We start from the raw sequence: 26708 nt of genomic DNA on the forward strand, positions 1-26708 counted from the left end.
CACGGGTATCCATGCAGCTTGGCGCCTCAGGATCCGGGATAATTGAGGCATGACTGAAACGGTAAAGCTGCGCAGCCGCTCTGGGGTCGAGAAGCGCCGACCCTCGATGTTCTGGTTGCTTGCGGCCTTAATTTTGCCGTTGTGGTCGCTCATGGTGCGCTATCGCTTCACGCGTGACTCGAAGCTGCCGTCGAAGGGCCCGTTCATTTTGGCGCCGAATCACTACAGCGAGATCGATCCAATTGCGATGGGTGCTGCCGTGTGGCATCTTGGTCGCGTTCCGAGATTTATGGCGAAGGCGAGCCTGTTTCGAGTCCCGGTGTTCGGTGCGATGCTGCGAAAGAGCGGCCAGATTCCGGTCGAGCGCGATGGTGGATCGCGATCCGCCGACAGACAGAACCCAATGGGCGCGGCAAGCCAACTCATCACGCAAGAATCAGGGGTGATCGTCTACCCAGAAGGTTCACTCACCCGAGATCCTGACCTCTGGCCAATGCGTGGCAAGAGCGGCGCCGTGAGGCTCGCGCTCGAATCTGGAATTCCGCTTATTCCCGTCGCGCACTGGGGTACGCAGCGGCTCATGCCAAGGTACGGAAAATCGATCAAACCGTTCCCGCGGAAGACGATCGAGGTCGCAGTTGGGGACCCGATTGATCTCAGCAAATTTGAGGGAAAGCCTCTCGACCAGAAGACCATCAACGCGGCAACGAGCTTGCTGATGGATGAGATCACGAAGCTGCTCGCCGGTCTGCGTGGCGAAACGCCGCCTCCTGAGCGGTGGGATCCGTCAAAGCATCAGCAGAACGAAACGGGTCGCTTTTGAACGCGCCGAGAATTCAGCAGTCGAAGGTTGCGGTTGTCGGTGCTGGAAGTTGGGGCACTACCTTTGCGAAGGTGCTCTGTGACGCTGGCTCCGATGTGACGATTTGGGCTCGCCGCGGCGAGGTCGCTGACGAGATTAGGGTGGCGAAGCGCAACAGCCAGTACTTGCCGGGGGTAAACCTTCCAAAGTCGCTCAAAGCCTCGACCGACATTGCAGAAGTGTTGAGGGGCGCACGTCTCGTATTTCTCGCGGTACCGAGTCAGACACTTCGGCAGAACCTGCTCGATATCGAACCGTATCTTGATCGGTCAAGCGTGCTCGTGAGCCTGGTGAAGGGCGTCGAGCGTTCGACCACTATGCGCATGAGCGAGGTCATGTACGACACGCTCGACCTCGATCCCGAGCGGATCGCAGTCGTGTCTGGGCCGAACATTGCAATGGAGATTGCCAAGGAGCAGCCCACCGGTGCGGTCGCTTCGTGCGCCTCGATCGAAGTCGCGCGCGAAGTAGCGCAGGCCTGCTCTGCGCCGTATTTCCGCACCTACGTCAATACAGATGTTGTGGGCACCGAGCTCGGTGGTGTGCTCAAGAACCTCATTGCACTCGCAATCGGCATCGTCGACGGTGTCGGTTACGGTGAGAACACGAAGGCTTCAATCATCACTCGTGGGCTCGCCGAGATGACTCAGTTCGCGGTATCGCAGGGCTCAGAAGCCAGCACACTGTCGGGTCTCGCGGGTCTCGGCGATCTCATCGCTACGTGCCAGTCACCGCTTTCTCGAAACAACACTGCCGGCCGCCTTATTGGGCAGGGCTTCTCTCTTGAAGAGACTCGAGAGCAAATGCAGCAAACAGCAGAGGGCATCACCTCCGTCGCACCAATTCTCGAGATCGCTGCGGCAAACAACATTGTTATGCCGATCGTGCAGCAGGTGCAGATGGTGCTTGAGGGCGAGATGAGTCCCGAGAACCTTGGGCCTCACCTCGCTACCGAAGACGGAATTCCGAAGCGAGAACTTGTGCTTGGCCGGGAGTCGAGATCAGTGTGGCGTCGCCTATTTGGCCGCCGGAAGGGGAGCGCGTGATGTCGGCAGCCGACAAGAAACGTACGATTGCGTTGGTATTTGGCGGGCGCTCGAGTGAGCACGGCATCAGCTGTGTCACCGCCGCCGGAATTCTTCGCGCGATCGATCGTGAGAAGTTTGACGTTGTGCCGGTCGGCATTACGAAACATGGCGCGACGGTGTTGCTCGGCGAAGACGACCTCGCAAACTATCGGCTCGAAGCAGGCGCCCTTCCCGAGGTTTCAGACAACGGCACGAGGGTATTGTGGCCAGCCTCAACGGAGACCCGAACGCTCACCCTGGTGTCCTCTGACGGAACGGTGGAGCCGCTCGAGCACATTGACGCAGTCATGCCTATGATGCATGGGCCGTATGGCGAAGACGGCACGATCCAAGGCATGCTCGACCTCATTGATATGCCCTACGTGGGAAGCGGAGTGTTGGGCTCTGCGCTGTGCATGGACAAGAACCTCGTGAAGACCGTGCTTCAGGGTGCTGGAATTGCGGTCGCACCGTGGCGCACCGTCACGCGTGATGAGGTGGATCGCGATCCATCGCTGGTGCATACCCTCGACGAGGGACTCACGTACCCACTGTTCGTGAAGCCTGCTCGAGCCGGGTCCTCGGTAGGAGTTACGCGCGTGACAGAGGCTTCTGAGATTCCCGCAGCACTCGATGTCGCGTTTGCTGAGGATCGGACTGTGCTCATTGAGTCTGGAGTCGTTGGCCGCGAGGTGGAGATCGCGGTGCTCGAAGGGCGGTCAGGTGAACGTCCGCGCACGAGCTCGGTGATTGGCGAGATTGTCTTTAACGGACGCGACTTCTACGACTTTGAAGCCAAGTATTTGGGTGCACCCGGTGTCGATCTCGAACTGCCCGCTCAGGTTACCGACGCCGAGTTTGACGCGATTCGAGATGCAGCAGTACGTGCGTTCGAAGTGTCACAGTGCGCGACCCTCGCGAGAATCGACTTCTTCTTGACCGAGAGCGGCCCGGTGCTCAACGAGATTAATACGCTCCCGGGCTTTACTCCGATCTCAATGTATCCGAGACTGTGGGAAGAGTCGGGTGTCGAATACACCGACCTGATTACTGAACTTATCGAGCTCGCGCTCGAAAAACGCCCAGCCTACTGACCCAAGAAAACTTCACCAATGACCACTGCACCGAATAACTTCTCCGTAGCCGTCACCTATGTCGATTCCGACAATATGCCGGTTGACTACCGGTCAGAGATTATTGCGTTGCGCGATGTGGTGGTTTCGAAGCTTGGTGCTTTAGGAATTAACGTGGTGACGATCAATGCGGCGAGTCCTGTCGAAAGCTCGAGCAGCGCACTTGAAACGGCCGACGGCGTCGTCGTGATGGGCGGAGTCGACATCGACCCGGCTTTGTATGGCCAATCGGTCGAAAGTGACACAGTGAAGCACCTGCACCCCGAGGCTGACGAGTACGAGATCGAGATGATTCGCGGGGCATACGGGGCTGATACGCCGGTATTCGGTATTTGCCGTGGATCGCAGCTCATCAACGTCGCTTTCGGCGGCACGCTTATTCAAGATCTCGGGCCCGGGATACACGTGACGGCGGTTTCCGAAAATGAACCGACGGAAGACGGCGACTGGAACAACCACGACATTGTGATCAGTGAGGGCACCGCACTCGCAGAAATCCTCGGTGAATCAAGAATTGATGCGCGCGTGAGTCATCACCAGGCGGTCGATGCGCTTGGTGAGGGGCTTCGTGTCTCTGCACACGCTGACGACGGTGTGATCGAGGGGATCGAGGCCACAGGCGGGTGGGTGGTCGGCGTGCAATGGCATCCAGAAGAGAAGAACTCCGATCCAGCACAACTCAATAGGTTGCTTGAGGGGTTCGTGCTCGCTATCGAAGAACGGACGAGGCAGCGGGCCGCGTAGCTTTCGTCTAACTACTCAGCGGCTTCTTCTTCGGCAAGGCCTTCGAGAGCGGCTTGCTCATTTGGTGCGTCGCCAAACTGAGACTCATCGATGACCTCTGAAACGCTGACGCAGTGGCGCTCTTGGGGAAGCTGTTCTACCGCACCTCTGAGTTCGGAGATGACGTTGGTGCCGCTCACTTGCTCGTCTGCGTTGACAATCACCTCGAGGCCTGGCGTTCGCCCGTACGCCTCGAACCGATACAGCGGGGCACGTGATTCATCGACGATCCAGTCGATTCCGCCCACAGTCACACAGTGATCGGTTGTTGGCCCGCTCGGTTCGATGCCGCAGTAGAGCAGCACGCTCGCAGGATCTCCCCATGCGCCGGTGGCCTGCGCGTTCGTGTTTCGTTTATCGAGACCGTCGAGTGTTGCGGGAAGGCGAACGATGACATTCGCGCACGCAGGGTCATTCGCGTCCACCGCTGGATCCATCGGCACATCGGGCGTGCACCCGGCAAGAGTAGCGGTAAGTGCACCGGCTGCGAGGAGCGCCAAACTTGCGCCCGCGACTCGATTCTTCACAGCATCAAGTTTATCCATCGGCACCTGGCAACCCGGTGAGGTCACTGTGCATAACGCTGTCCGCTGCGGTATCGCACGGTAGCGTAGGCATGTGACTACAGTTGGAGAACTCGGCGAGAGCGGCGTGCTGAAGCGCGTGCTCGAACAGTTACGTCCTGCGGAGGCCGCATCGCTCGGGCCAGGTGATGACTGTGCGGTGCTCACCTCGACGGGTGACCTCGTGGTGACGAGCGACACAATGATCGAAGGGCCAGACTTTCGACTCGCCTGGCATTCTGGGTACGAGCTTGGGTGGAAGTTGGCGGCAACGAATCTGTCAGACGTGGCTTCAATGGGCGCTCGGGCTACTGCGTTGACCGTTTCCTTCGCGTGCCCGTCGGACACACCTGTGGAGCTGCTCGCCGAAGTCTCTCGCGGCCTCGACGCAGCTTGCGCTGAGCTCGCTCCGGGGTGTGGAGTTATCGGAGGAGATCTCAGTCGGGCCCCGATGCTATTTGCCGCTGTCACTGCGATGGGCGACCTTGAAGGCAGAGCTCCGGTAACGCGAAGTGCTGCTCGAGCAGGAGACGTTGTTGCGTATGCCGGTGATCTCGGTCTAGCGGGACTCGGACTATCGCTTCTGTTCGCAAACTGTGCCGATGCGAATGGGGAAGCGCAAAGCGCAGGCCTCGCCGAGCTCAGGAGCCAGCACGGCGCTGCACTGAGTGCCCAGTTTGCTCCGTCTCCGCCGATCCACTTGGGGGTCGCGGCGAGCGAAGCGGGTGCGACCGCGATGATGGACGTGTCAGACGGCCTTGCCCTCGATGCCAACCGTATGGCACGTGCGAGCAACGTCACGCTCGAGCTCTCGTCGAGCGAAATTATACGCTCGTTCGGTGCTCAGCGCGGCGTCAAAGTGCCGCTTGAGGCGATACTTGAGGGCGGCGAAGACCACGGGTTGCTTGCATGCTTTCCCAAAGATATTGAGCTCCCGACGGGGTTCCACCCGATTGGCGCAGTGCGTGAGCGGCAAGACGCACCTGTGCAGGTTGATGGCAAATCCTATGCGCCTCGGGGTTGGGATCCGTACACTGAGTACACCCCGGGCCTCACGACCTCCAAGGAGCGCGCATGACCGAAATCACCGTGACAGGAGCTGCCGAGACCAAGCTGTCGGCCGACCTTGTAGAGATCAGCGCGAACGTGTCACTCCGTGGCACATCGCGGTCGACGGTGCTCGAAGACGCAAATGCCGCGCATGCTCGCTTGGTGGATCGGGCGAAGTCGCTCGTCAGCGATGGAACTGCGAGTGAGTACATTGCGGCACCGGTTTCGAGTTCTTCGAACTCGTGGCGTAACGAAAACGATGAGATGGTCATCGAGCACCATGCGTATGTGAGCGTCAGGATACTTCTCACCGACCTCAATCTCGTCGGAGAGATCGCGGCAGAACTCACAGCGAGCGGAGCCGATATTCGAGTGACCTGGGGTTTGAGTCCCGAGGTTCGCGATGAGCAGACTCGCGATCTCCGCGGTGCAGCCGTGCAGAATGCGAGGGCGGCTGCGGAAGACTATGCGGAGGCACTCAGTGCCTCATCGCTGCTCATGGTGTCGCTGCGCGATATTGCGCAGGGTGTGCCGATCGCTCCACGTGGGGCCAGAATGGCGATGGCGGTCGAATCTGCACCCGAAGTAACCGCAGGAGAAATCACGGTGAGTGTGCAAATCGAAGCGACGTTTACTGCGCTGTAGACAGGGGAATGGTCGCGCCCGCGAGCCGCAGTGCGGTCCAAAGTTCGGCCCTGGTATCGGCCGAATCGATATTTCGCTGAAGCAGGCTCGCTGCCGTTTTGATCCTCGTGCGCATGGTGTGGCGGTGGATCTGCAGTTCCTCTGCCGCAGGAGTGAGCTGGCAATTGTGCCTGAGCCACACCTCGAGACTGTGTTCGATCTCATCGTGGTGCCGCCGATCATGTTCTCTGAGTGGAGAGAGGAAGCCTGTGGCGCGTCGCTTTGCCTCAGGGCTTTCGGCGATGAGCTGGAACACGCCTGAGTGCATCGATGGACGATATGCCACGAGTTTTGGGGGCGCGTCGGTTTCGACCCACGCGGCGATCGATTGCTCGAGAGCTCGGTCAGCCTGATCAAGCAGTCTGCTGAGATCGTTCAGCGATCCACGTTCTGACAGACCCGCCGTGCGCTTCGCGATGAGCTTGCGCAGCTGCGTGACGTGAGCGGATTCGCATATGACAATGAGTTTGCCGTCGTGCACTCCACTGGTTATGCCCTCGCCGAGGTCTTGGGGTGACAGGTCGCCGTCACCTGCTCGCAGTGCGATAACGGCGACCTGCCCTCGAGGCAGCCTTGGATACAGTGGGGCAGCGATGGCCTCCGCATGCTCACGATCGCCGCGAATGAGCAGAGACACGATCGCTGAGCGCAGCGCTGCCTCGGCACTTGTGATTCGTGTCGCGGGAGTTCGGTCGCTACGCGTGAGCCGGTCAATGTTCTGCGCGTGCATCGCTGCTTCGATGAGGCGGGCGGCTGCTCGAGTGATCGCGATAAACGGGGTGTCGTAGGGGACGCGAATGAGTGGGAGGCCCAAATGCTCGCAGGCTTCGACGAGTGTTGGTGGAATGCGATCCCACCGCAAACCCACGCCAACTCCGAGCGCCGCGGCTCCCGCGCGTACGAGCCGTGACACATAGGCTTCAGCAGTATTTTTGCCGAGCGCAGACTTGAACTGCACGCCAGTTGTGAGCAGTACAGTGCGGGGCGTGAGGAACGGGGTGGGGTCTGGCAGATCAGACGAGTGGACCCACTGAACGGCCCGTGCCCCGGTATTGTCGTCGACTCCGGCGATCGCAACGAGACCGAGCTCGTAGTCACGCAATAGCGTGTCGAGCTCGATCCAACTCTGAATTGCCGGTTCGGCGAAATATTGCATCATCAATCGCCATTATGGCATCAATTTTCATGGTGGATCGAACGTATCCTGAGAGGGTGCAAGGAGACGGTACGTAGAGTACGTCGTACCGCGCATTTCGCTCACCACTTCAAGGAGGAACTTTCATGTCAGTTATCGGTGGCCCCTCGCTTCCGCAGGAGCGCAAGCTTGTAACCAGCATCCCTGGCCCGAAGTCACAGGAACTCATGGCGCGCAAGAACGCTGCAGTAGCGTCTGGCGTCGGTGTCGCTCTTCCCATCGCTGTTGTTGCGGGTGGCGACGGTGTGCTCGTAGATGCTGACGGCAACTCGCTGATCGACCTTGGCTCGGGCATTGCGGTGACTGGTGTTGGCAACTCGGCTCCCCGCGTGGTCGAGGCCGTGCAGCAGCAGGTCGCACAGTTCACCCACACCTGCTTCACCGTTACCCCGTACGAGGGCTACGTTGCGGTTGCAGAGAAGCTCAACGAACTCACCCCTGGTGACCACGAGAAGCGTTCGGCGCTCTTCAACTCGGGTGCTGAAGCGGTTGAGAACGCGATCAAGATCGCGCGTCACTACACCAAGAAGAACGGCGTCGTCGTTTTCGATCACGCTTACCACGGTCGCACCAACCTCACCATGGGTATGACGGCTAAGAACATGCCTTACAAAGACGGCTTCGGTCCGTTCGCTCCCGAGGTGACTCGCGTGCAGACCTCATACCCGTACCGTGACGGTCTCGCAGGCGCTGATGCAGCTGCCGTTGCTATCACCGAGATTGAAAAGCAGGTTGGGGCAGCAAACCTCGCTGCAATCATCATTGAGCCAATCCAGGGCGAGGGCGGCTTCATCGCTCCCGCAGAGGGCTTCCTCCCAGCAATCCAGAAGTGGGCAACCGAGAACGGCGTCGTCTTCATTCTCGATGAGGTGCAGACCGGCTTCGGTCGTACCGGCCAGATGTTTGCGGCAAACTTCGAAGGTGTTGTGCCCGATATGGTCACCACCGCAAAGGGCATCGCTGGCGGTCTTCCGCTATCGGGTGTCACCGGTCGCGCCGAGATCATGGATTCGGCTCACGCTGGTGGACTCGGCGGAACCTACGCGGGCAACCCACTCGCGTGTGCAGCTGCTCTCGCAACGATCGAGACCTACGAGGCAGAGAACCTGCTCGAGAAGGCAACCAAGATCGGCGAGACGATCACCGAGGTCTTCAGCAACCTGCAGAAGACCGACGACCGCATTGGCGATATCCGCGGACGCGGCGCGATGATGGCGATCGAGCTTGTTGAGTCGGGCTCAAAGACCCCGAACGCAGCACTGACAGGTGCGATCGCGAAGTACGCGGCCGAGCAGGGCGTGCTCGTGCTCACCTGTGGCACCTACGGCAACGTCATCCGCTTCCTTCCAGCACTCACCATCTCTGATGAGCTGCTCCGCGAAGGCCTGCAGGTTGTCGTCGACGCGATCGCTGCCAACTAACCCATTCGCGCAGTCATACCAACTGGCATCCTGCCCAAGTAGCAGGATCCACAACAGGAGGAATCACTCATGGCACTGAAGCCAAACGAACAAGAACTGCTCGACCGCGTACAGTCAGGGCTCGCAATCGGGGGCAAGTGGGAAGCCTCGACCTCTGGCGCGACCTTCGATGTGCACGACCCCGCAACTGGTGAGGTCATCAAGACGATCGCCGACGCGACAGTCGAAGATGCGATCCGCGCACTCGATTCTGCCGTGGCAACGCAAGCAGCGTGGGCCGCAACTTCATCGCGTGAGCGCTCGAACATTCTGCGCCGTGCATTCGATCTGCTCATGGAGCGTCGCGAAGACTTCGCGCTGCTCATGAGCATGGAGATGGGCAAGCCGATCGCCGAGGCGCGTGGCGAGGTGAACTATGGAGGCGAGTTCCTACGCTGGTTCTCGGAAGAAGCCGTGCGCGTGCGTGGTGACTACCGCCAGAACCCAGAAGGCACCGGCAACATGGTGGTCTCGCACATTCCAGTTGGGCCTTGCTACTTTGTCACCCCGTGGAACTTCCCGCTCGCGATGGCAACCCGCAAGATTGCACCGGCACTCGCTGCTGGTTGCACCGTTGTGATCAAGCCGGCCGGCCTCACTCCGCTCACCACCATCTTCTTCGCGCAGCTGCTCGAAGAGGCTGGCGTACCAGCAGGTGTGGTGAACGTGGTGCAGACCTCGAAGTCGAGCGCACAGTCGAGCGCACTGCTCTCCGACACACGCCTTCGTAAGCTCTCATTCACCGGCTCGACCCCGGTTGGCGTAAAGCTGCTCGAGGCTGCGGCACAGAACGTGCTGCGTACCTCGATGGAGCTCGGCGGCAACGCTCCGTTCGTTGTGTTCGAGGACGCAGATCTGGATAAGGCTGTCGAGGGCGCTATGCTCGCGAAGTTCCGCAACATTGGCCAGGCGTGCACGGCGGCGAACCGCATCATCGTGCACGAGTCGGTCGCCGACGAATTCGCCCGCCGCGTGAGCGAGAAGGTCTCGGCAATGACCGTGGGCCGTGGCGCTGACGAGGGCTACGACATCGGCGCGCTTGTTGAGGAGAAGGCTGTTGCGAACACCGCTCGTCTCGTCGCAGACGCGGTCGAGACCGGCGCAACCGTTGTCACCGGTGGCGAGGCGATCGATGGTCCTGGTAACTTCTTCCAGCCGACCGTCATCGACAAGCTCAGCCCGCAGTCAGCAATCATGCGCGAAGAGATCTTCGGGCCAGTGCTCGGCATTATTCGGTTCCAGACCGAAGACGAGGCTGTCGAGATTGCGAACAACACCGAGTACGGTCTCGTGAGCTATGTCTTCACCGAAGACCTCGCTCGCGGTCACCGCATGATCGAGAAGCTCGAGAGCGGCATGATGGGGCTGAACACCGGCCTCGTGTCGAACGCTGCAGCTCCTTTCGGTGGCATCAAGCAGTCGGGTATCGGTCGCGAGGGTGGTTTCGAGGGAATCCACGAGTTCCTCTCGTCGAAGTACACGCTCATCCCGCGCAGCTAATCACCGCACCAATTCGACCCGGCAGTTGTTGCTGTTATTTCTGAATGGAAACAGCAATGACTGCCGGGTCGATTTGGGCAAGCCACAGAGTGGAGCCGTTTTCTCACGAGAGCGACTCCACTCTTTGTGTTCTAGCTCGCGAGCTCAGACCACCACAGCGCAGTCTCACCGTAATTGCGCTGCTTCAATGGCGTGAGTTCTGGTGGCAGCGCGGGTTCGGGAGATCGTGTCGATCGCTCAACGAGCACCACCGATGAAGACGTGATGATGTGAGCGACCGACGCCAGGTTCGCTGCGAGTTCTTGCTCACTGAGGTCATACGGTGGATCGAGCAACACGACGTCCCATGGCGTTGCCGATCCGCAGTCAAAGCGCTCAACCTCTCGGTCGAGAAACGCCTGTACGGACTGGGTTTCAACGTTGATTGTGGGCGCGGACTGAGATGAGCCCCAAGCGCCAAGCACCGTCTTTGCGTTTCGTGAGGCGACCTTGGCCGCCGGGGGATGTTTCTCAACGAGTGTCACTTCGCGCGCGCCGCGGCTGGCGGCCTCGAGGCCGAGCGCGCCCGATCCACCATACAAATCAAGTACACGGCACTCTTCGATCATTCCCCAAGAGTCGAGTGCAGAGAAAATTGCCTCGCGCACGCGGTCACTGGTGGGGCGGGTGCCAGCTTTCGGCACCTCGAGTCGCAGGGAGCCCGCGAGTCCCGAAATGATGCGTGTCATGGTTCAGACTTCCTGCTCGATGCAGGCACGGCGGCCTCAGTGGTGGATCAATACCTGTCAACTGTACTCGGTGATGTCAGTGCTCTTCGATACTCTGGAACCATGCCACCCACCACACTGGATTCACCGCTCGAGCGGGTAATCGGTGGGCCAAGTGCGAAAGCACTCGGCAAGGCCTTTGGCATGGAAACCGTGCGTGATCTGATGTGGCACTTGCCCAGGCGATACTCCAAGCGCGGAGAACTCACGCCGCTCAAAGATCTTCCGTTAGGTGAGCAGATCTCGGTTGTCGCGCAGGTGCTCGACGTGCGGTCTCGCAATATGCAGCGGCGCCGCGGCCAGATTCTCGAAGCCCGAATCACCGACGGGGTCGGCACACTCACCCTCACCTTCTTCAACCAGGGGTGGCGTGCAAAAGAGCTACGCGCGGGGCGCCAAGGCATTTTTGCCGGCAAGGTTTCTGAATACCGAGGGGCCTTTCAACTTCAGCACCCCGACTACGAACTTTTTGATGATGACGCCGCAGTGCCTGGTCGCACTGCACTCGAAGAAGCCGCGCTCAAAGCGTGGGCAGAATCGCCAATGCCGCTCTATCCTGCTACGGCTCAGATGCCGAGCTGGAACATCGCGAGATCAGTGCTGACAGCGCTTGATTCGCTGCAAGATGTCGTCGATCCACTGCCCGATACGCTGTGGGAGACCCAGGGAATCTTGCCGCTCGGTGCGGCGTTTGAAGCGGCCCACCGCCCGCGTACCGACAGCGACTGGCAGCAAGCCCTGCGCAGTCTGAAGTTTCGTGAAGCGTTCGAACTCCAAGTCGCGCTGCTCTTTCGCAGGCAACAGCAGACGAGCATGCGCAGCACGCCGCGTGAGCCTGGGAGACTGCTCGAACTATTTGACGAGGCATTGCCGTTCGAACTCACCGGCGACCAGCGGCGCGTTGGGGGAGTTATCTCAGGGGAACTCGCTACACCGCACCCCATGCACCGCCTGCTGCAGGGCGAGGTTGGTTCGGGTAAGACACTCGTAGCTCTCCGCGCGATGCTGCAGGTGGCCGAGAGCGGTGGGCAGAACGCGATGCTCGCTCCCACCGAGGTGCTCGCGTCGCAACACTTTCGTTCGATCGTCGAGGCGCTGGGCCCCGATCTCGCTGCACAACTCAACCCGGTGCTCATCACCGGCCGCATGCCGGCCTCAGAACGGCGGCGGGCGCTGCTCTCGCTCGCCTCAGGCAATTCTCGTATCGCGGTGGGCACCCACGCTCTCATGAGCGAAGGGGTAACGTTCTTCGACCTCGGGCTAGTCGTCATTGATGAACAACACCGATTTGGGGTCGAACAGCGTGAGGCACTGCGGCAAAAGGGCACGCAGCCGCACGTGCTTGCGATGACCGCGACACCGATTCCTCGCACGGTCGCGCTTACCGCGTTTGGTGACCTCGAAACGCTCACCATTCGCGAACTCCCACCCGGTCGGCAGGGAATTCAGACGTTTGTTGTGCCTGAGCTCGAGATGCCAAAGCGGGCAGAGCGCGTCTGGGCACGCGCCGCAGAAGACATCGCTGAGGGGCGGCAGGTATATGTAGTTTGCCCTGCTATCAGTGGCGGTGGATCGCAGAGTGTTGAAGAGGGAAGCGAACAGGCCCTCAGCGATTCTGATCTTGATTCGGGGGAGTCTTCCTCTTCTCGCCCAATGCGAAATGTCGTTGATACGGTGCAAGAGCTGCGTAGCATGCCGCAGTTCGCGGGCCTTCGCATTGAAGCGCTCAGCGGAGACATGGCTGGTCCAGAGAAAGACAGAGTGATGGGGGAGTTCGCCGCTGGTGAGATCCACATACTTGTCGCGACGACAGTCATTGAGGTTGGCGTTAACGTTCCAAACGCCAGCATCATGATCGTGCGAGATGCAGACCGGTTCGGGGTTTCCCAGCTTCATCAGCTGCGGGGTCGTGTGGGGCGCGGAGAACACCCGGGCCTATGCCTACTCATGAGCGAGGCGCCGCAGGGCACCACTGCCCGCGAACGCATTGAAGCGGTGGCATCGACAAGTGACGGGTTCGTACTGGCCGAGATTGATCTTGATTTGCGCCGCGAGGGCGACATACTCGGCACCGCTCAGTCTGGTGGGCGATCCACCCTCAAACTATTGCGCGTCACCCACGACGGCGAGCTTATTGCGCATGCCCGTGAGCTCGCAGCACTGCTGCTGCTCGAGGACCCAAAGCTCGACGCGTACCCAGAGCTCAAGCAGCAAGTGGCTCGCGACGAAGCGCACCTTGAAAACCTCGCAAAGTCCTGAGTCGCATTCTTGCGCGCGAAACCAGCGTGGTACCCAGGTACTACTGAGTCGATACTTCAGAGGGATCCCTGAGAAGCCTGAAATTTCTAGGCTGTGTACAGAAGCTGAGTACACCATCTGAGGAGACACCATGATTGAAGCGCGTGGCCTGACGAAGCATTACGGCCAGAAGGCTGCTGTCGACAACGTCAATTTCACGATCAAGCCGGGCCAGGTCACTGGCTTTCTCGGGCCGAACGGAGCCGGGAAGTCGACGAGCATGCGGCTCATGGTTGGGCTTGACCGCCCGTCCTCCGGCACGGTGACGGTGAATGGTCAGCGCTATTCCGAGATGAGCGCGCCACTCGCTGAGGTCGGTGTATTGCTTGACGCGAAGGGCGTGCATCCCGGGCGTAGCGCTCGGAGCCACCTGCGAGCGCTCGCGGCGACGCACAGGATTCCCGAGCGTCGGGTGAATGAGGTTATTGAGCTGACCGGTCTTGGCGCGGTTGCAAACAAGCGAGTTGGCGGGTTCTCACTGGGAATGGGTCAGCGACTCGGAATTGCGACGGCCCTGCTTGGCGATCCGAAGGTGATTATTCTTGACGAGCCAGTCAACGGACTCGACCCTGATGGCGTGCTCTGGGTGCGCCAACTGTTGCGACACTTTGCCAGCGAGGGGCGCACGGTTCTCCTGTCGAGCCATCTGATGAGCGAGATGGCACAAACTGCCGATCACGTGATCGTGCTGGGTCGTGGGCGAGTGGTCGCCGACGACCCAATTTCCGAACTTATCGCCGGCGGGGAAACGAAGGTGAGGGTGCGCAGCCCCCAGGCCGCACAGCTCGCTTCCTACGTGATGAGCGGCACAGGGAACATCCAATTGCAGCCTCTCGAGGGCGGCGACGGTGAGGGCTTCACTGCAACCGGAATTGAAGTGCAGCGCATTGGCGAGATTGCTGCGACGAACGGCATCGTTCTTCACGAACTCACACCCATTGCCACGAGCCTCGAAGACGCCTATCTTTCGCTGACTCGAAGCGAAGTCGAGTACGCGGCCGGATAGGTCGTTTGGCTGACGAAGACCGACCCCACAGATTTACCCGTTCGAAAAGGACACAAAGATTATGACTACCGCAACCTACACGCCACAGGCGACCCGAAGCTCCTATGCGGGTACCGGCATGACTCCGCGACTGAGCTTTACCGGAGTCCTCGCATCCGAACGCATCAAGCTGACGTCGTTAAGAAGTTTCCGCATCACACTGCTGCTCACGGTGCTCGGCGGGCTTGGAATGAGCTTTCTGAGCGCCCTCGCGTTCAGTAGCCAGTATGAGTACATGGGGGTTCCCGCATCGCAGATGCCCGCAGAGACTCTGCAGAATCACCTGCTGGGAGTCGCAACGTTCCCCGCGGTGTTCCTCGCGCTGATTTTTGGTGTGCTTGGGGTATTCGCGATCTCGAGCGAGTACTCGAGCGGAATGATACTTTCGAGTCTCGCGGCCGTGCCCGCGCGCACACCTCTCTATTTCGCGAAGATTGTGGTGCTCGCTTGCATCTCAGGCATTACGGCTCTCGCGCTCATGGCCGCGGGTCTCGGCATCGCGCTCGTATTCCTTCCTGAGTCAGCGGCAGAGCTCACGTCTTCCGTTGTCATTTCGGGTGTGCTTGGTTCGAGCGTTTACCTGGTGCTACTTGCGCTCCTTGGCTTCGGCGTTGCTGCAGTGCTCCGCTCGACTGCTGGTGGCATCTCCGTTGTCGTGGGGCTCACGTTCGTTCTCCCTGTCGTGATGCAGTTCCTAACGCTTACGAACTGGGAGTGGGTTATTACAGTGAGCAACTACCTTCCAATGACACTCGGAAGTATTCTCGGCTCGGGAACCGTTGAGGTTCCCGATATGCCAAGCTACTGGGTGGCATTGCTCGCGATGGCAATCTGGGCAATCGTTCCGACTGTGTTCGGACACCTGCTTTTGAAATCACGCGACGCGAAATAGTCGCCGCTAAGGTGAACTCATAAGGGGAGGAGTGCCGATGACTCAGAGTCATGTGACACAGTCGCAGGCTGAGGTCGCGGCGCTCCTTCCGAACCCTCCGGGCGCGATACGTCGTTGGTTAAGCGCGCACCCACTGGCCGTCGATATGGCCATTCTCGTGTGTTACTTGATCGGTGCTGTCCCGCTGGCCGCGTTCGACGCCTTTACGCTCGTGACAGACCGGGCCTTTGGCAACTTCCCAATTATTTTTGGATACACGACCCTGCTCGCGATTCGACTCGGTGCCGGCGTTGTTGCACTCATTTTCCGCCGCAAGGCCCCGCTCGTCGGCCTCATAATTCTTTCGGTCGCCCTGATCGGCGATGTCGGCGCGCTCGCGGTCGCGAACGGAGTAGCACTCTGCTTCTTGCTTTATGCGGTCCCTGTCTATCGCGATGTGAGAACAGGGTGGATCGCGTACGCGATCGCTGTTGCAGGATCCGTAGTCTCGCTCGCGTTCGAACCCCTGCTTGGCGAGGTCAGTCTTTACGGCTCTACTTCGGTACGCGACGTTTGGGCGACCGCGATCATGAGTGCGATCTGGTTGCTTGTCGTCTTGCTCATTGGAATCAACCTCGGAAACCGTCGTCGCTACCTCGCTGCAATCATCGATCGGGCACACCAACTCGCGCGTGAACGCGATCAACTGGCAATGCTTGCGGTCGCCGAGGAACGGTCGCGGCTTGCCCGCGAGATCCACGACATTGTTGCCCACTCAGTGTCGGTGATGATCGCGCTGTCCGAGGGCGGGGCACGCGCGGTGCAGGCAGCACCGGAGGAGGCTGCAAACGCAATGCAGAGGAGTGCCGAAACCGGGCGAACCGCACTGACCGAGATGCGCAGATTGCTTGGAGCACTTCAGGCTGATGAAGTGGCCGAGCTTGCTCCGCAGCCGAGTCACACTGACATTCCATCCCTCGTGCGCGGCTTCGCTGAAGCAGGAATTCAGGTCGAACTGCACGAGAGTGCAGACATCGAACACATCGAACGTCTGCAGGGGCTTGCAATGTATCGCGTAATGCAAGAAGGCCTGACGAATGTGCTGCGGTATGCGGGCAAAGGGGCACATGCGCAGGTGCGAATCGAAGATCTCAGCGATGGGGTTGCAGTGACGGTGCGCGACTTCGGGCGTGCTGAGGGTACCTCTGGGCCGACAACGGGCCTCGGCTCGGGTCGCGGACTCGCGGGTCTCGCCGAGCGTTTGCGCGTGTTTGGTGGCACCATTGATTCCGGCCCTGCGCCTGATGGGCAAGGCTGGCAACTCCAAGCGTTCTTCCCCAATGACCCGCAACCCGCACCGACGGAATAGGACGAGCAGTGAACGATCCACACCACATACGGGTAATGCTTGTTGATGATCAAGAACTCATCCGCACGGGATTTCGTCTCGTGTTGCTCTCAGAGCCCGATATTGAAGTCGTTGCCGAAGCGGGTGAGGGAGAGATGGCTCTCGCCGAACTCGAGCAACTCGGCGAGGGCGGCTGCGATGTCGTGCTCATGGATGTACGCATGCCCGGCATGAACGGTATCGAGGCGACTGAGCGGATCGTGTCATCGTATCCCGCTACGAAAGTGCTGGTGCTTACCACGTTCGACCTCGATGAATATGCAGTCGGCGCGGTACAGGCCGGTGCGAGCGGGTTTTTATTGAAAGACGCGAGACCAACGGAGCTAGTCGATGCGATCCGCCGCGTCGCGAGTGGGGATGCCGCGATGGCACCCGCCGTGACCGCCCGGATGCTCGCGCAAATGCGAAGTGCGCAAAGCGAGGGTGTCGGCCTGTTGGGTGGCGCACTCGGGACCGGGGGAGCAGAACCACAGAAAGATGCGGTTGACTCGGAAGCGCTCGCCGAACTTACCGAGCGCGAACGCGATGTGTTGTCGCTGATTGCGGCGGGTAAGAACAACTCTGAGATCAGTGCAGAGCTGTTTCTCTCGGAGTCAACGGTCAAAACGCATGTGGGGCGCATACTCTCAAAACTGCAGCTCCGAGACCGGGTGCACGCAGTAATATTCGCAAAGCAGCACGGTCTGTAATGGTTCTTGATGCGTGACCCCGTAGGGTAGAGGTATGAGCAATATCGCAGTGGTACCGGGTTCCTTTGATCCGATCACGCTCGGGCATCTCGACGTGATTCGCCGAGCAGCCGCAGTTTTTGACGAGGTACACGTTCTCGTCGTGCACAACCCTGGCAAGACGGCGATGCTGCCGATCTCAGAGCGGGTAGCGCTTATCCAGCAGTCGATTGATGAGGACCCAAATACGCCGTCGAACATCACGGTTGCGTCTTGGTCTGTCGGCCTACTGGTTGATTACTGCACAGAGGTCGGCGCTTCGGTGCTCGTGAAGGGCATTCGCTCGCAGATCGACGTCTCGTACGAAACACCAATGGTGCTCATGAATCGGAGCCTCGCAAATGTTGAGACGATCTTCATGCTGCCAGACCCCGCACACGCCTATGTTTCGAGTACGCTCGTGCGGCAGGTCGCTTCTCTTGGTGGAGATGTGAGCCCGTACGTCCCGCCAGCTGTCGCGCGCTTCTTAGCAAAGACGAGGCCCGCCTGATGCGTAGCGTGTATGAAGAGTCTGTACGCGACCTCGTAGGTCGCCCTGGCGAGATGCGAGAGCGCGAGCTCGAGGTTGTGGTGCCCGAGGGATTCGGCGAGGCGCTCGCTACGATTCCCGAGGGTGAAAAGCTGTCGCTCGACCTGCGCCTTGAGTCTGTGCACGAGGGCATTTTGGTGTCTGCCACGGCACGCACCACCATGCATGCGCAGTGCGGCAGGTGCCTCAAGGATTTCGAAGCACCGTTTGAAGTCGAGTTTCAGGAACTTTTCGCGTATACTTCTTCGGAGGCCGACGAGTATGAGGTTCACGGTGATCACGTGGATCTTGAACCTCCGCTCCGAGACGCGGTAGTGCTTGCACTTCCGTTTCAGCCAGTGTGTCGCCCGGACTGTCCGGGGCTCGATCCCGAGTCCGGTGAGTTGCGTGATGCTGAGGCTGTTGAGTCGCCTGACGCGATCGTAGATCCGCGGTGGGCGGCGCTGGCTGATTTTAAGGCTGTAGAATCATCAGGTTCGGGTGCGCCCGAGACTGAGAATAACTAGGAAAGAGAGCATCATGGCTGTTCCCAAGCGCAAGATGTCGCGTTCGAACACCCGTCACCGCCGTTCGGCGTGGAAGGCTGAGGCACCGAAGTTGGTCAAGACCGTTGAAAACGGCAAGACCGTCTACAGCCTCCCGCACCGCGCCCGCGTGGTCGAGGACTCGCAGGGCAACGCTCTGTTCCTCGAGTACAAGGGTCGTCGCGTAGCTGACGCGTAAGACTTACTCGTGACCGGGAACGTGAATTCGCTCCCGCAACACGAGCACGAAGAGCCGCCGGGCGCACCTCAGGGCGCACCCGGCGGCTTTCTTCGCGCCTTTGATGTTGCGGTCGATCCTGAGCTGCTTGAGCTCGCGCTCACGCATCGTTCATGGGCGTACGAGCACGGAGCGGCCCCGCACAACGAGCGCCTTGAGTTTCTTGGCGACTCAATCCTTGGTCAGGCGGTCACGGTAAAGCTCTATCGCGATCACCCAGACCTCACTGAGGGAGAACTTGCGAAGCGCCGTGCCTCGCTTGTGTCGACGCTGGCGCTCGCAGAAGTTGCGCGCGGGTTGTCGCTCGGTGACGAGCTAAAGCTCGGCAAGGGTGAAGAACAGACCGGTGGTCGCGACAAAGACTCGATTCTCGCCGACACGGTCGAAGCGATCATCGGCGCGGTCTTTCTCTCCACTGATCCAGTGACAGCCGCGGAGTTTGTGCTGCGGCTCATTGATCCACTGTTTGAAGACCCTGAGCGCTTTTCTGAGACGCTCGATCCGAAAACGACTCTGCAAAAGGAAGCGGCGAGGCGAGGCTTGCTCCACCCTGCCTACGTTACGGTTGGGGCCGGCCCGGACCACGCCCGCAGGTTTACGTCGTCGGTTGAACTCGACGGCATTGTCGGGCGCGGCGAAGGCACGAGCAAGAAAGTCGCTGAGCTCGAGGCTGCGCGTAGCCTCATCGTGAAGCTCCGGGCGCGAAGCGCGAAGCGACGCCCACGAAAGCGCTAGTCATTGCCTGAACTGCCCGAAGTCGAGGTCGTGCGAGCCGGTCTTGCCCCCGCGGTGACCGGCGCACGTGTTGTCGCCGTTTCGGTCGTGGATCCCCGTGCGCTCAAACGTCACATGCCACTCGGAGGTGACGACGGCCTCGGTGGGCACGGCCGCACTTTGACCGCTGAGGCGGGGCTTCTGCGATCCGCTGACTTCGAACGGCGCCTGACTGGCGCTGTGCTCGCGGCACCCGAACGCCGTGGCAAGTTTATGTGGATCCCTATTGTTGCGCCGAGCCAGCAAAGTGATGTCAGGGGAGCTGCTCTTCTTGCGCATCTCGGCATGAGTGGCCAATTGCTGCTTCGTGCGAATGATGCGCCGGATGATCGTCACGTTCGGATTCGCATCTGGATCGAACACCCGGAGCACTGCGAGCTTCGCGTCGACTTTGCCGATCAGCGACTTTTTGGGTCGCTTGCGCTCGACGGGTTGGTGCCGACGCTTCCGAGTGGATCGATTCCTGCGCAGGCGGTGCACATCGCGAGGGATCCGCTCGACCCGTACTTCGACGACGCCGAGTTTGTGCGTCGTCTGCGTTCGCGTGCCACCGGCGTGAAGAAACTGCTGCTCGATCAGGCGCTCGTGAGTGGGGTGGGAAACATCTACGCTGACGAGACGCTGTGGCGGTCGAGGATCCACCCCGAAACGCTAGGAACCTCGGTCTCGCAGCGAGGAGCGACCGCGATGCTCGGCCACATGCGTGATGTATTTGCGCAGGCGCTTGCCGAGGGCGGTACGAGCTTTGACGCGCAGTACGTCAACGTGAATGGCCAGGCGGGTTACTTCGCGCATTCGCTCCACGCGTACGGGCGCACAGGGGAGCCGTGCCACCGCTGCGGCGGGCCGATTCGGCGCATCACCTTCGGCGGTCGCGGTTCGCACTTCTGCCCCCAGTGCCAGCGGCGGCGGTGACAGCGACTTGCTGATGCGCAGGTGAGTGCGGCGTCTGCCACTCGCAAACGGAGCTGCAGGTGCTGTTCGCTCTTGACAGTTCTAGAAATTGCATTCGCACTTAAGTAAAGCCTTAAATAAGGAGTTTCTAAAATGAACGCGGCTGACCGACTGAGCTTGGTTTTTGCTGCGCTCGCTGATGCAACTCGACGGGAGATTCTCTCGCGGCTTGCCGAAGGGCCCGCCACTGTCGGTGAGGTAGCCGCTCCATTTGAAATGAGTGCTCCGGCGATCTCTCAACACCTGAAAGTGCTCGAACGTGCGGGTCTCGTCACGCGCACCGTTCACGCACAGTGGCGAACACTTTCACTCCAGACAGAGCCTCTTGATGAGGCGTCGGCCTGGGTAGAGAAGCAGCGAGACGAGTGGAACCTTCGCCTTGATGCCCTTGAGGAGCACCTTGAAGGGCTGAAGAAAAATGAGGCGAAGAAACAATAATTCGAAGGAGAAAGCACAATGAATACGATCAGCCCGTCAGCGACGTCGGGCCCAGAATTCTCAATCACCCGAATACTTGAGGTGCCACGTGAACTCGTCTGGCGGGCCTGGACCGAAGAGTCAGAACTGGCCCAGTGGCTTCGACCATTCGGGGTCAGCACCGATTCTGTCTCGTTTGATGTTCGGGTGGGCGGCCACTACTCATACACGATGACGAACGACGAGACCGGCGAGAAGTTTCCCACCGGTGGGGTCTTTCTTGAGGTTGAACCGATAGAGCGCCTCGTCTTCACATGGGGTGAACCCGATGCTCCCATCGAGAGCGCGCCGGTCATCACGCTCACGCTTATTGCGCAAGATCCTCAGCGAACTGAGCTGGTTTTTCACCTGCGCGGGTTCGAGGGTAAACCCGGTGATGGTTTTGTGTATGACGGTTGGGACGAAGCGCTAGTGAACTTCAGTCGTCATCTTGCCGGTGAACGACTGGGCTAACGCGCGGGATTCGGAGAAGAAAGCGGCGAACCAGAACAATTCGATTTTGACGCTTTCATCGCAGCGAAAATCGTGAGCTGCTACTGGTTTCGGTGAGACTACTTTTTGTGGGCCGTGATTATGGTGTGACTGTGCGCATTGATCGTGATCACGAAAGATTCACAGTCTACGTACCAGTTCTTACCCCGCCGATTGACGCGCGACTCATCCACACTATGGGTGCGTATTGCGTTCTTGCACCAAGCGACAACATCATGAATCTCCAGTGAGAGGTTTCGCCGGAGTCGCTCTGCGCCTAGCTGTGTCGTATGTAAATCATCGATTCATATGTTCATCGAGACTCTGTGCCCAGCACTCTAGACAGTTCTGAATTTGCTACGCAAGTACGCAAGTGAAGTGAGATTGGGGTCTGCAAGCAATGAGGGAGGCTCGATTTCAAAGGACGCCTTTCCTGATCGGATTTTCCCCCTAGTGTTGTTCGCAACTATATCCGACTGCTTCTTGCTGAGTGACTCGAGCGCTCAGGATTCTGTTGGGGTGCGACCTATAGCGTGGCCTCATGCGTATAGAACCCACCAACTCATATAAGGCAGGCAATACTCGCAAAACAACTGCCTGGGTAGTTCTCGCGCTGTACCTGGCATTTCTCTGCTGGATTCTCTTGCTCAAGATGCACGTTACTGACTTTGGGGATCTTGCAGGTCGACGGTCGCTCAACTTGGTTCCATTCGGTGCAAGTGGTGAAATGGGCGGGCTCGGATCCCGGGAGATCCTTCTCAATGTGTTAGCTTTCGTTCCGCTTGGAATGCTCGTGTACCTTGTTGCGGCTCGACGCGGAGTTTGGCTATGGGTACCGCTTATCGGTACAGCAGTTGCGTTTGAAGTCACGCAGTTCGTCTTTGGAATTGGCGCGTCAGATATCACGGATGTCATCACGAATACGGCTGGGGGACTGCTCGGCCTCGGCGCCGGATGGTTGGGTGTTCGCTTGCTTGGCGCGCGGGCGGTGCGGTGGATCCCCATCGGCCTGTGCGTGCTGCTAGCACTGTTCATCGGTGGTTTCTACACCTGGATGCTCGCGACAGGCGTACGTTTTCGGCTGTAAGTGACCTGCGTTACACGCAAGATTTGTTGTGCTCGTTCCACACACCCAGCCCACTCCCTCCTCGCCCTGGGGTGCTGCAGGGCCAGCGAGCGTCAGGCGAAGATGGAGTGTTATGCGCATCAAATCGGCACCGAGGCTTCGCATGGCGCTAGAATTTCGCCTGACGCTCAATCGCAGAGCGGTCGCCAGTGGTGGATCGGCGAATGCGCCCGACGCGACCGACTTGACTGCGGCGACACGCCGATAAACAGGCCTGTGACCAGGCTATTTGAAATTACTTCAACTTCCGTTTGCATTCTGGTAATACCAGATCTACACTCTTGGTAGTACCAAGCTGGTAATACCAGATTGGATACTCCAGAAAACTGGCGCATTACCGAAAACAACGGAGTTATCTCATGCAACTCACCGAACAGGCACCCCAACTGGTCGATCAGGCGGAACAGGCAGCCGCCAATGCAGCAGTCGTTGACTGCGATGTACACCCCATCCTGGAGTCATCTGAGCAGCTCATGCCGTACCTTGACGAGTACTGGCAGGATCAGCTCACAGGACAAAACTTTCCTTCGATGGAGCCGAACTTTCACCCGATCGCTTCGCCGATCGCTGAGCGTCCCGGCCTTGCCAAGGGGCCGACAGGTCGCGCGGCAACCCGCGTCGAAGACCTCGTGGCTGACGTCTTCGCTGATGGTAAGACCGACTACGCGATCCTCAACCCGCTCTACAGCATTCAGCAGATGCATCAACCGCGTCGTGAGCAGGCACACGCTCGCGCATTGAACACGTGGATTCAGCGCGAGTGGCTCGACAAAGACGACCGTCTTCGCGCCTCGATCGTGATTCCTCTTGGCAGCGGTGAAGCTGCGGCTGAAGAGATCGAATACTGGGCAAACACCGACAAGCGTTTCGTTCAGGTTCTTGTACTTGGCCAGACCGAGCTCCTCCTCGGTCGCCGCCACTATTGGGCAATTTGGGAGGCTGCAGCGAAGCACAACCTCCCGGTTGCGATCCACATCGGCGGCGTGTTCCGCCAGGCTCCAACGTCGGTGGGCTGGCCGGTAACGCACCTCGAGTGGTACGTCGGTCAGCAAGCAAACTTCGAGGCCCAGATACTCTCGATCGTCTCTGAGGGCATCCTCCAGAAGTTCCCGAACACCAAGGTTGTGCTCACCGAAACTGGTTTCAAGTGGATGGCACCGTTCCTCTGGAAGTTCGACAAGCTGTGGAAGACCTACCGTCCAGACGTGCCGTGGCTCGATAGCCGCCCGTCAGACATGGTGCGTAAGCACTTCAAGGTGACCACTGCACCCTCCGATGGTGCTGAAATCAGGGGCAAGCTCGACCAGGCGGTTGACCGCCTCGGGTCGGAAGACATGCTCGTCTACTCGAGCGATTACCCTCACCAGCACCACTCGCAACCGCGCGATATCGAGGCGGGCACTGAATCTGCAGAGCTCGTCGAGAAGATCAATCGATTCAACGCATTCGAACTGTACGGCCTCACGAAGTAGCCGAGTTCAGAGACTTACGAGGATTCATCATGACTATCACCCAGACCTACGATCCGATTACCGACACTAAGTCGAGTGGCGTTGACCCCGTCAAGGTAACTACCGGCATTATTGATGTCGACATTCACCCGCTACCCGCACCCGGCAAGCTCGATCCATACCTCCCTGAGAAGTGGAAGAGCTACATGGAGCGCTTCGGCGTTCGCACCACGCATGGCCTCTCACACGTCTCGGAGTACCCGCAGATGTTCGGCAACGCGATGCGCGGCGACAGCTGGCCCGAAGAGGGTATGCCGGGCAGCGACCTGAAGCTTCTGCAGGAGCAGCACCTCGACAAGTACAACGTCGAGCTCGGCACGCTGCAGTGCCTGTCGCCCGGCGGAAAGACGCTGTCGCCTGCGAACCAGGCGCTGAATCAGGACCTCGGCGCCGCGCTCTGCACGGCAGTGAACGACTGGCAGCTCCACGACATGGTGGCTGCCGATCCCCGCCTGCGACTCGCGATGGCGTCGATGTGGGAAGCACCTGACCTCGCGGCTCAGGAAATCTACCGTATTGGTCAGGACAACGGCGTAGTTTCGGTGCTCGGCCTCGCGAAGACGCTTGAGCCCCTCGGTTCGAGAAAGTACTGGCCAATCTTCCAAGCGGCAGTCGATGTGGATCTTCCACTCCAGATCCACCTCTCACAGGGCGGCGGCCACCCAAACACCGGAACCGGCTGGACCTCGTACCACACCGAGTACCACACGGGCATGGTGCAGAGCTTCCAGAACCAGATCGTGAGCCTGATTCTCTCGGGCACATTTGATCGCTACCCAGACCTACGTGTGCTGTTTGTAGAGGGCAACGTGGCTCACTTCGCTCCACTCATCGAGCGACTCGATTACCACTGGGAAGTCATGCGCGACGAGGTGCCAGACCTCAAGCGCAAGCCGAGTGAGTACATCAGGGACCACATTTGGCTCTCAACTCAGCCGCTCGACGAGCCTGACAACCCGCAGCACCTGTTCGAAATGATCGAGGAGTACTGCGCGGAGAACATTCTTTACGCGAGTGACTACCCGCACTTCGACTTCGATTCTCCAGACTCCTCGTTCCCAGCAAGCATGCCGCAGCAGATGAAGGAAGACATTCTGCTCAATAACGGCAAGCGCTTCTTCAAGCTCGACTAAGCCACCGGCAGACAAAGGAGTATCAGTCATGGCGAAATACACAGTTGCAAACGTCGGCGATCTTCAGCCGGGTGAGCGCATCGTTGTTGAACTTGAAGGTCGCTCTGTGGGCGTGTTCAATGTCGACGGCGAGTTCTTCGCACTGCTCGACCAGTGCCCGCACGCCGGTGCCGCGCTCTGCAGCTTCGGCAAAGTGTTTGGCAAGTCCGAGGCAGTGGCGCCCGATGCAGAGATTACCTATGAGCGCTCGCGCTCGATCCGCTGCCCGTGGCACCAGTGGGAGTTCGACATTCGCACCGGCGAATCGTTCTACGACCCCGCCAATGCCCGCGTACGCAAGTACAACGTCGAGGTAGTCGAGGGTTGCCCCGAAGACGTCATCGACCTTGAAGCGCAGGGGATTCAGAAGGGCCCGCACATTCTCGAGGGCTATCACGTGAGTGTCGAGGAAGACATGGTCGTGGTAGACACGAGCCGCGTACGTCGCGGCACCCAATCACGGCGCGCCACGCGCGTCACACAACTTCCATCGACGGGAGCACGACCATGAGTACCGCAGTCAAAGAGGCGATCTTCTTTCCAGAAGCAAGCGCGACGCAGGGAACCTTCCCGGTGACCGTTGTCTCAGCAGTCGAAGCCGCAGACGGCATTCGCGCACTGACGCTCACGAGGCCCGGGGGAGAACCACTCCCAGAGTGGGGTCCCGGCGCGCACATTGACGTGCATATCTCTCCAGAGATCATTCGTCAGTACTCGCTCAGCGGCAGTCCAGCGAACCGCGAGGCGTGGCGCATCGGCATTCTGCGCGAGCCTGAGAGCCGCGGTGGATCGGAGGCGATCCACGATCGCCTCGAAGCTGGCGACACCATCTGGGTGAGCGAGCCGAAGAACAACTTCAATTTCGGCCCGGCGAAGCAGTACCTGTTTATCGCGGGCGGGATCGGAATTACCCCGCTCATTCCGATGATCAAGGCGTGCCACGAGGCCGGTGCCGACTGGCGCCTCGTCTACGGTGGCAGGTCGCTCAGCTCGATGGCGTTCACCGACGAACTGCTCGCACTCGGCGACCGCGTCACGCTGTGGCCGCAAGACACCAACGGGCACATCGATCTCGCTGGGCTGCTCGACGCGCCCGACGCCGAGACCGAGGTGTACTGCTGCGGCCCCGGCCCACTACTTCAGGCGGTTGAGGGCAAGTTCGATGCGCTCGATCCCGGACTGAAGTGTGCATTGCACATTGAACACTTCAAGCCCAAGGAGCTCCCGAAGGGTGCCATCAACCTTCCGTTCACGGTGATCTGTGATTACTCGGACGTTGAGGTTGAGGTCGGTGCCGACGAGAGCATTCTCGACGCAGTGCAGCGTGCTGGCATTCAGTTGCCTTCTTCGTGCCGCGAAGGCACCTGCGGCACGTGCGAAACCGTGGTGCTCGAAGGAATTCCGGAGCACAGGGACTCATTCCTCACAAAGGATGAGCAGGCCTCGAACGAGGTCATGACGCCCTGCTGCTCACGGTCAAAGACTCCAGTACTCGTGCTGGATTTGTGATCCGCGAGG

General features: G+C 59.7%; 29 protein-coding genes. 25 read left to right on the plus strand and 4 right to left on the minus strand.

Annotation, left to right across the window (positions count from 1 at the left end):
- Positions 1 to 49 precede the first annotated feature (49 nt).
- The 4 genes from H9L06_RS01230 to H9L06_RS01245 are packed head-to-tail and all read left to right on the plus strand — an operon-like array spanning position 50 to position 3806.
- Positions 50 to 823, plus strand: a complete 774-nt coding sequence (locus H9L06_RS01230; protein ID WP_187555501.1) for a lysophospholipid acyltransferase family protein — start codon at positions 50 to 52, stop codon at positions 821 to 823.
- Positions 820 to 1908: an NAD(P)H-dependent glycerol-3-phosphate dehydrogenase gene (locus H9L06_RS01235; RefSeq protein WP_187555502.1), complete on the plus strand. Its 1089-nt coding sequence runs from the start codon at positions 820 to 822 to the stop codon at positions 1906 to 1908. Before H9L06_RS01230 ends, H9L06_RS01235 begins: the two co-directional genes overlap by 4 nt.
- Positions 1908 to 3023, plus strand: coding sequence for a D-alanine--D-alanine ligase family protein (locus tag H9L06_RS01240; protein ID WP_187556273.1), 1116 nt, complete (start codon positions 1908 to 1910; stop codon positions 3021 to 3023). Before H9L06_RS01235 ends, H9L06_RS01240 begins: the two co-directional genes overlap by 1 nt.
- 18 nt (positions 3024 to 3041) lie before the next feature.
- Complete coding sequence (locus H9L06_RS01245; protein WP_187555503.1) at positions 3042 to 3806, plus strand: gamma-glutamyl-gamma-aminobutyrate hydrolase family protein; 765 nt, start codon at positions 3042 to 3044, stop codon at positions 3804 to 3806.
- A gap of 11 nt (positions 3807 to 3817) precedes the next feature.
- Here the strand turns inward: H9L06_RS01245 and H9L06_RS01250 are convergent, their stop codons facing one another.
- Complete coding sequence (locus H9L06_RS01250; protein ID WP_246454431.1) at positions 3818 to 4372, minus strand: DUF3515 family protein; 555 nt, start codon at positions 4370 to 4372, stop codon at positions 3818 to 3820.
- A 91-nt stretch (positions 4373 to 4463) separates the two neighbouring features.
- Here H9L06_RS01250 and thiL point away from each other — a divergent pair, with 91 nt between their 5' ends.
- Together thiL and H9L06_RS01260 are read left to right on the plus strand one after the other, a co-directional pair.
- Complete coding sequence (gene thiL / locus H9L06_RS01255) at positions 4464 to 5486, plus strand: thiamine-phosphate kinase (protein ID WP_246454432.1); 1023 nt, start codon at positions 4464 to 4466, stop codon at positions 5484 to 5486.
- A complete protein-coding gene (locus H9L06_RS01260; RefSeq protein ID WP_187555504.1) occupies positions 5483 to 6103 on the plus strand; it encodes an SIMPL domain-containing protein in 621 nt (206 codons plus the stop codon). The genes thiL and H9L06_RS01260 overlap by 4 nt, the downstream gene beginning before the upstream one ends.
- Here H9L06_RS01260 and H9L06_RS01265 read toward each other — a convergent pair.
- A complete protein-coding gene (locus H9L06_RS01265; protein ID WP_187555505.1) occupies positions 6090 to 7301 on the minus strand; it encodes a PucR family transcriptional regulator in 1212 nt (403 codons plus the stop codon). The genes H9L06_RS01260 and H9L06_RS01265 overlap by 14 nt on opposite strands.
- Positions 7302 to 7423: 122 nt before the next feature.
- Here H9L06_RS01265 and gabT point away from each other — a divergent pair, with 122 nt between their 5' ends.
- Positions 7424 to 8758: a 4-aminobutyrate--2-oxoglutarate transaminase gene (gabT, locus tag H9L06_RS01270; RefSeq protein ID WP_187555506.1), complete on the plus strand. Its 1335-nt coding sequence runs from the start codon at positions 7424 to 7426 to the stop codon at positions 8756 to 8758.
- A 69-nt stretch (positions 8759 to 8827) separates the two neighbouring features.
- Entirely contained in the window at positions 8828 to 10297 is a 1470-nt protein-coding gene (locus H9L06_RS01275; protein WP_187555507.1) for an NAD-dependent succinate-semialdehyde dehydrogenase, read from the plus strand.
- Between the two features lie 131 nt (positions 10298 to 10428).
- On the opposite strand, the gene H9L06_RS01280 is transcribed toward H9L06_RS01275, so the two are convergent.
- Positions 10429 to 11025, minus strand: a complete 597-nt coding sequence (locus tag H9L06_RS01280) for an RsmD family RNA methyltransferase (RefSeq protein ID WP_187555508.1) — start codon at positions 11023 to 11025, stop codon at positions 10429 to 10431.
- A gap of 102 nt (positions 11026 to 11127) precedes the next feature.
- On the opposite strand from H9L06_RS01280, the gene H9L06_RS01285 reads away from it, so the two are divergent.
- The 12 genes from H9L06_RS01285 (at position 11128) to H9L06_RS01340 (ending at position 21363) form a co-directional block, all read left to right on the plus strand.
- A complete protein-coding gene (locus H9L06_RS01285) occupies positions 11128 to 13323 on the plus strand; it encodes an ATP-dependent DNA helicase RecG (RefSeq protein ID WP_187555509.1) in 2196 nt (731 codons plus the stop codon).
- Between the two features lie 130 nt (positions 13324 to 13453).
- Positions 13454 to 14368 (plus strand): ABC transporter ATP-binding protein, encoded by a 915-nt coding sequence (locus H9L06_RS01290; protein WP_187555510.1) that lies wholly within the window; start codon positions 13454 to 13456, stop codon positions 14366 to 14368.
- A gap of 61 nt (positions 14369 to 14429) precedes the next feature.
- Positions 14430 to 15299 (plus strand): ABC-2 transporter permease, encoded by an 870-nt coding sequence (locus H9L06_RS01295; RefSeq protein WP_187555511.1) that lies wholly within the window; start codon positions 14430 to 14432, stop codon positions 15297 to 15299.
- Positions 15300 to 15336: 37 nt separating this feature from the next.
- Positions 15337 to 16647 carry a sensor histidine kinase gene (locus H9L06_RS01300; RefSeq protein WP_187555512.1) on the plus strand — a complete coding sequence of 437 codons (1311 nt, stop codon included), beginning with the start codon at positions 15337 to 15339 and terminating at the stop codon, positions 16645 to 16647.
- A 35-nt stretch (positions 16648 to 16682) separates the two neighbouring features.
- Complete coding sequence (locus H9L06_RS01305) at positions 16683 to 17375, plus strand: response regulator (RefSeq protein ID WP_187556276.1); 693 nt, start codon at positions 16683 to 16685, stop codon at positions 17373 to 17375.
- Between the two features lie 34 nt (positions 17376 to 17409).
- Positions 17410 to 17904, plus strand: a complete 495-nt coding sequence (gene coaD / locus H9L06_RS01310) for a pantetheine-phosphate adenylyltransferase (RefSeq protein ID WP_187555513.1) — start codon at positions 17410 to 17412, stop codon at positions 17902 to 17904.
- Positions 17904 to 18449 carry a YceD family protein gene (locus tag H9L06_RS01315; RefSeq protein WP_187555514.1) on the plus strand — a complete coding sequence of 182 codons (546 nt, stop codon included), beginning with the start codon at positions 17904 to 17906 and terminating at the stop codon, positions 18447 to 18449. The genes coaD and H9L06_RS01315 overlap by 1 nt, the downstream gene beginning before the upstream one ends.
- Positions 18450 to 18462: 13 nt before the next feature.
- Entirely contained in the window at positions 18463 to 18666 is a 204-nt protein-coding gene (gene rpmF, locus H9L06_RS01320; protein WP_187555515.1) for a 50S ribosomal protein L32, read from the plus strand.
- Between the two features lie 9 nt (positions 18667 to 18675).
- Positions 18676 to 19440 (plus strand): ribonuclease III, encoded by a 765-nt coding sequence (rnc, locus tag H9L06_RS01325; RefSeq protein WP_187555516.1) that lies wholly within the window; start codon positions 18676 to 18678, stop codon positions 19438 to 19440.
- A gap of 3 nt (positions 19441 to 19443) precedes the next feature.
- Positions 19444 to 20394, plus strand: a complete 951-nt coding sequence (mutM, locus tag H9L06_RS01330; protein ID WP_187555517.1) for a bifunctional DNA-formamidopyrimidine glycosylase/DNA-(apurinic or apyrimidinic site) lyase — start codon at positions 19444 to 19446, stop codon at positions 20392 to 20394.
- Between the two features lie 132 nt (positions 20395 to 20526).
- Positions 20527 to 20871 carry an ArsR/SmtB family transcription factor gene (locus H9L06_RS01335; RefSeq protein ID WP_187555518.1) on the plus strand — a complete coding sequence of 115 codons (345 nt, stop codon included), beginning with the start codon at positions 20527 to 20529 and terminating at the stop codon, positions 20869 to 20871.
- Between the two features lie 18 nt (positions 20872 to 20889).
- Positions 20890 to 21363 (plus strand): SRPBCC family protein, encoded by a 474-nt coding sequence (locus H9L06_RS01340; RefSeq protein WP_187555519.1) that lies wholly within the window; start codon positions 20890 to 20892, stop codon positions 21361 to 21363.
- A gap of 98 nt (positions 21364 to 21461) precedes the next feature.
- Here H9L06_RS01340 and H9L06_RS11945 read toward each other — a convergent pair whose 3' ends face one another.
- Positions 21462 to 21686 carry a DUF3781 domain-containing protein gene (locus tag H9L06_RS11945; protein WP_187556277.1) on the minus strand — a complete coding sequence of 75 codons (225 nt, stop codon included), beginning with the start codon at positions 21684 to 21686 and terminating at the stop codon, positions 21462 to 21464.
- A 236-nt stretch (positions 21687 to 21922) separates the two neighbouring features.
- On the opposite strand from H9L06_RS11945, the gene H9L06_RS01350 reads away from it, so the two are divergent.
- From H9L06_RS01350 to H9L06_RS01370, 5 genes are all read left to right on the plus strand, one after another.
- A complete protein-coding gene (locus tag H9L06_RS01350) occupies positions 21923 to 22468 on the plus strand; it encodes a VanZ family protein (protein ID WP_187555520.1) in 546 nt (181 codons plus the stop codon).
- Positions 22469 to 22866: 398 nt separating this feature from the next.
- Positions 22867 to 23979 carry an amidohydrolase family protein gene (locus H9L06_RS01355; protein WP_187555521.1) on the plus strand — a complete coding sequence of 371 codons (1113 nt, stop codon included), beginning with the start codon at positions 22867 to 22869 and terminating at the stop codon, positions 23977 to 23979.
- Positions 23980 to 24008: 29 nt separating this feature from the next.
- Positions 24009 to 25151: an amidohydrolase family protein gene (locus H9L06_RS01360; protein WP_187555522.1), complete on the plus strand. Its 1143-nt coding sequence runs from the start codon at positions 24009 to 24011 to the stop codon at positions 25149 to 25151.
- Between the two features lie 28 nt (positions 25152 to 25179).
- Positions 25180 to 25701 carry a Rieske (2Fe-2S) protein gene (locus tag H9L06_RS01365; protein WP_187555523.1) on the plus strand — a complete coding sequence of 174 codons (522 nt, stop codon included), beginning with the start codon at positions 25180 to 25182 and terminating at the stop codon, positions 25699 to 25701.
- Positions 25698 to 26699 (plus strand): PDR/VanB family oxidoreductase, encoded by a 1002-nt coding sequence (locus H9L06_RS01370; RefSeq protein ID WP_187555524.1) that lies wholly within the window; start codon positions 25698 to 25700, stop codon positions 26697 to 26699. The genes H9L06_RS01365 and H9L06_RS01370 overlap by 4 nt, the downstream gene beginning before the upstream one ends.
- Positions 26700 to 26708: the final 9 nt, after the last annotated feature.

Origin of the sequence: Leucobacter denitrificans (genome assembly GCF_014396385.1) — a bacterium.
GTDB lineage: Bacteria > Actinomycetota > Actinomycetes > Actinomycetales > Microbacteriaceae > Leucobacter > Leucobacter denitrificans.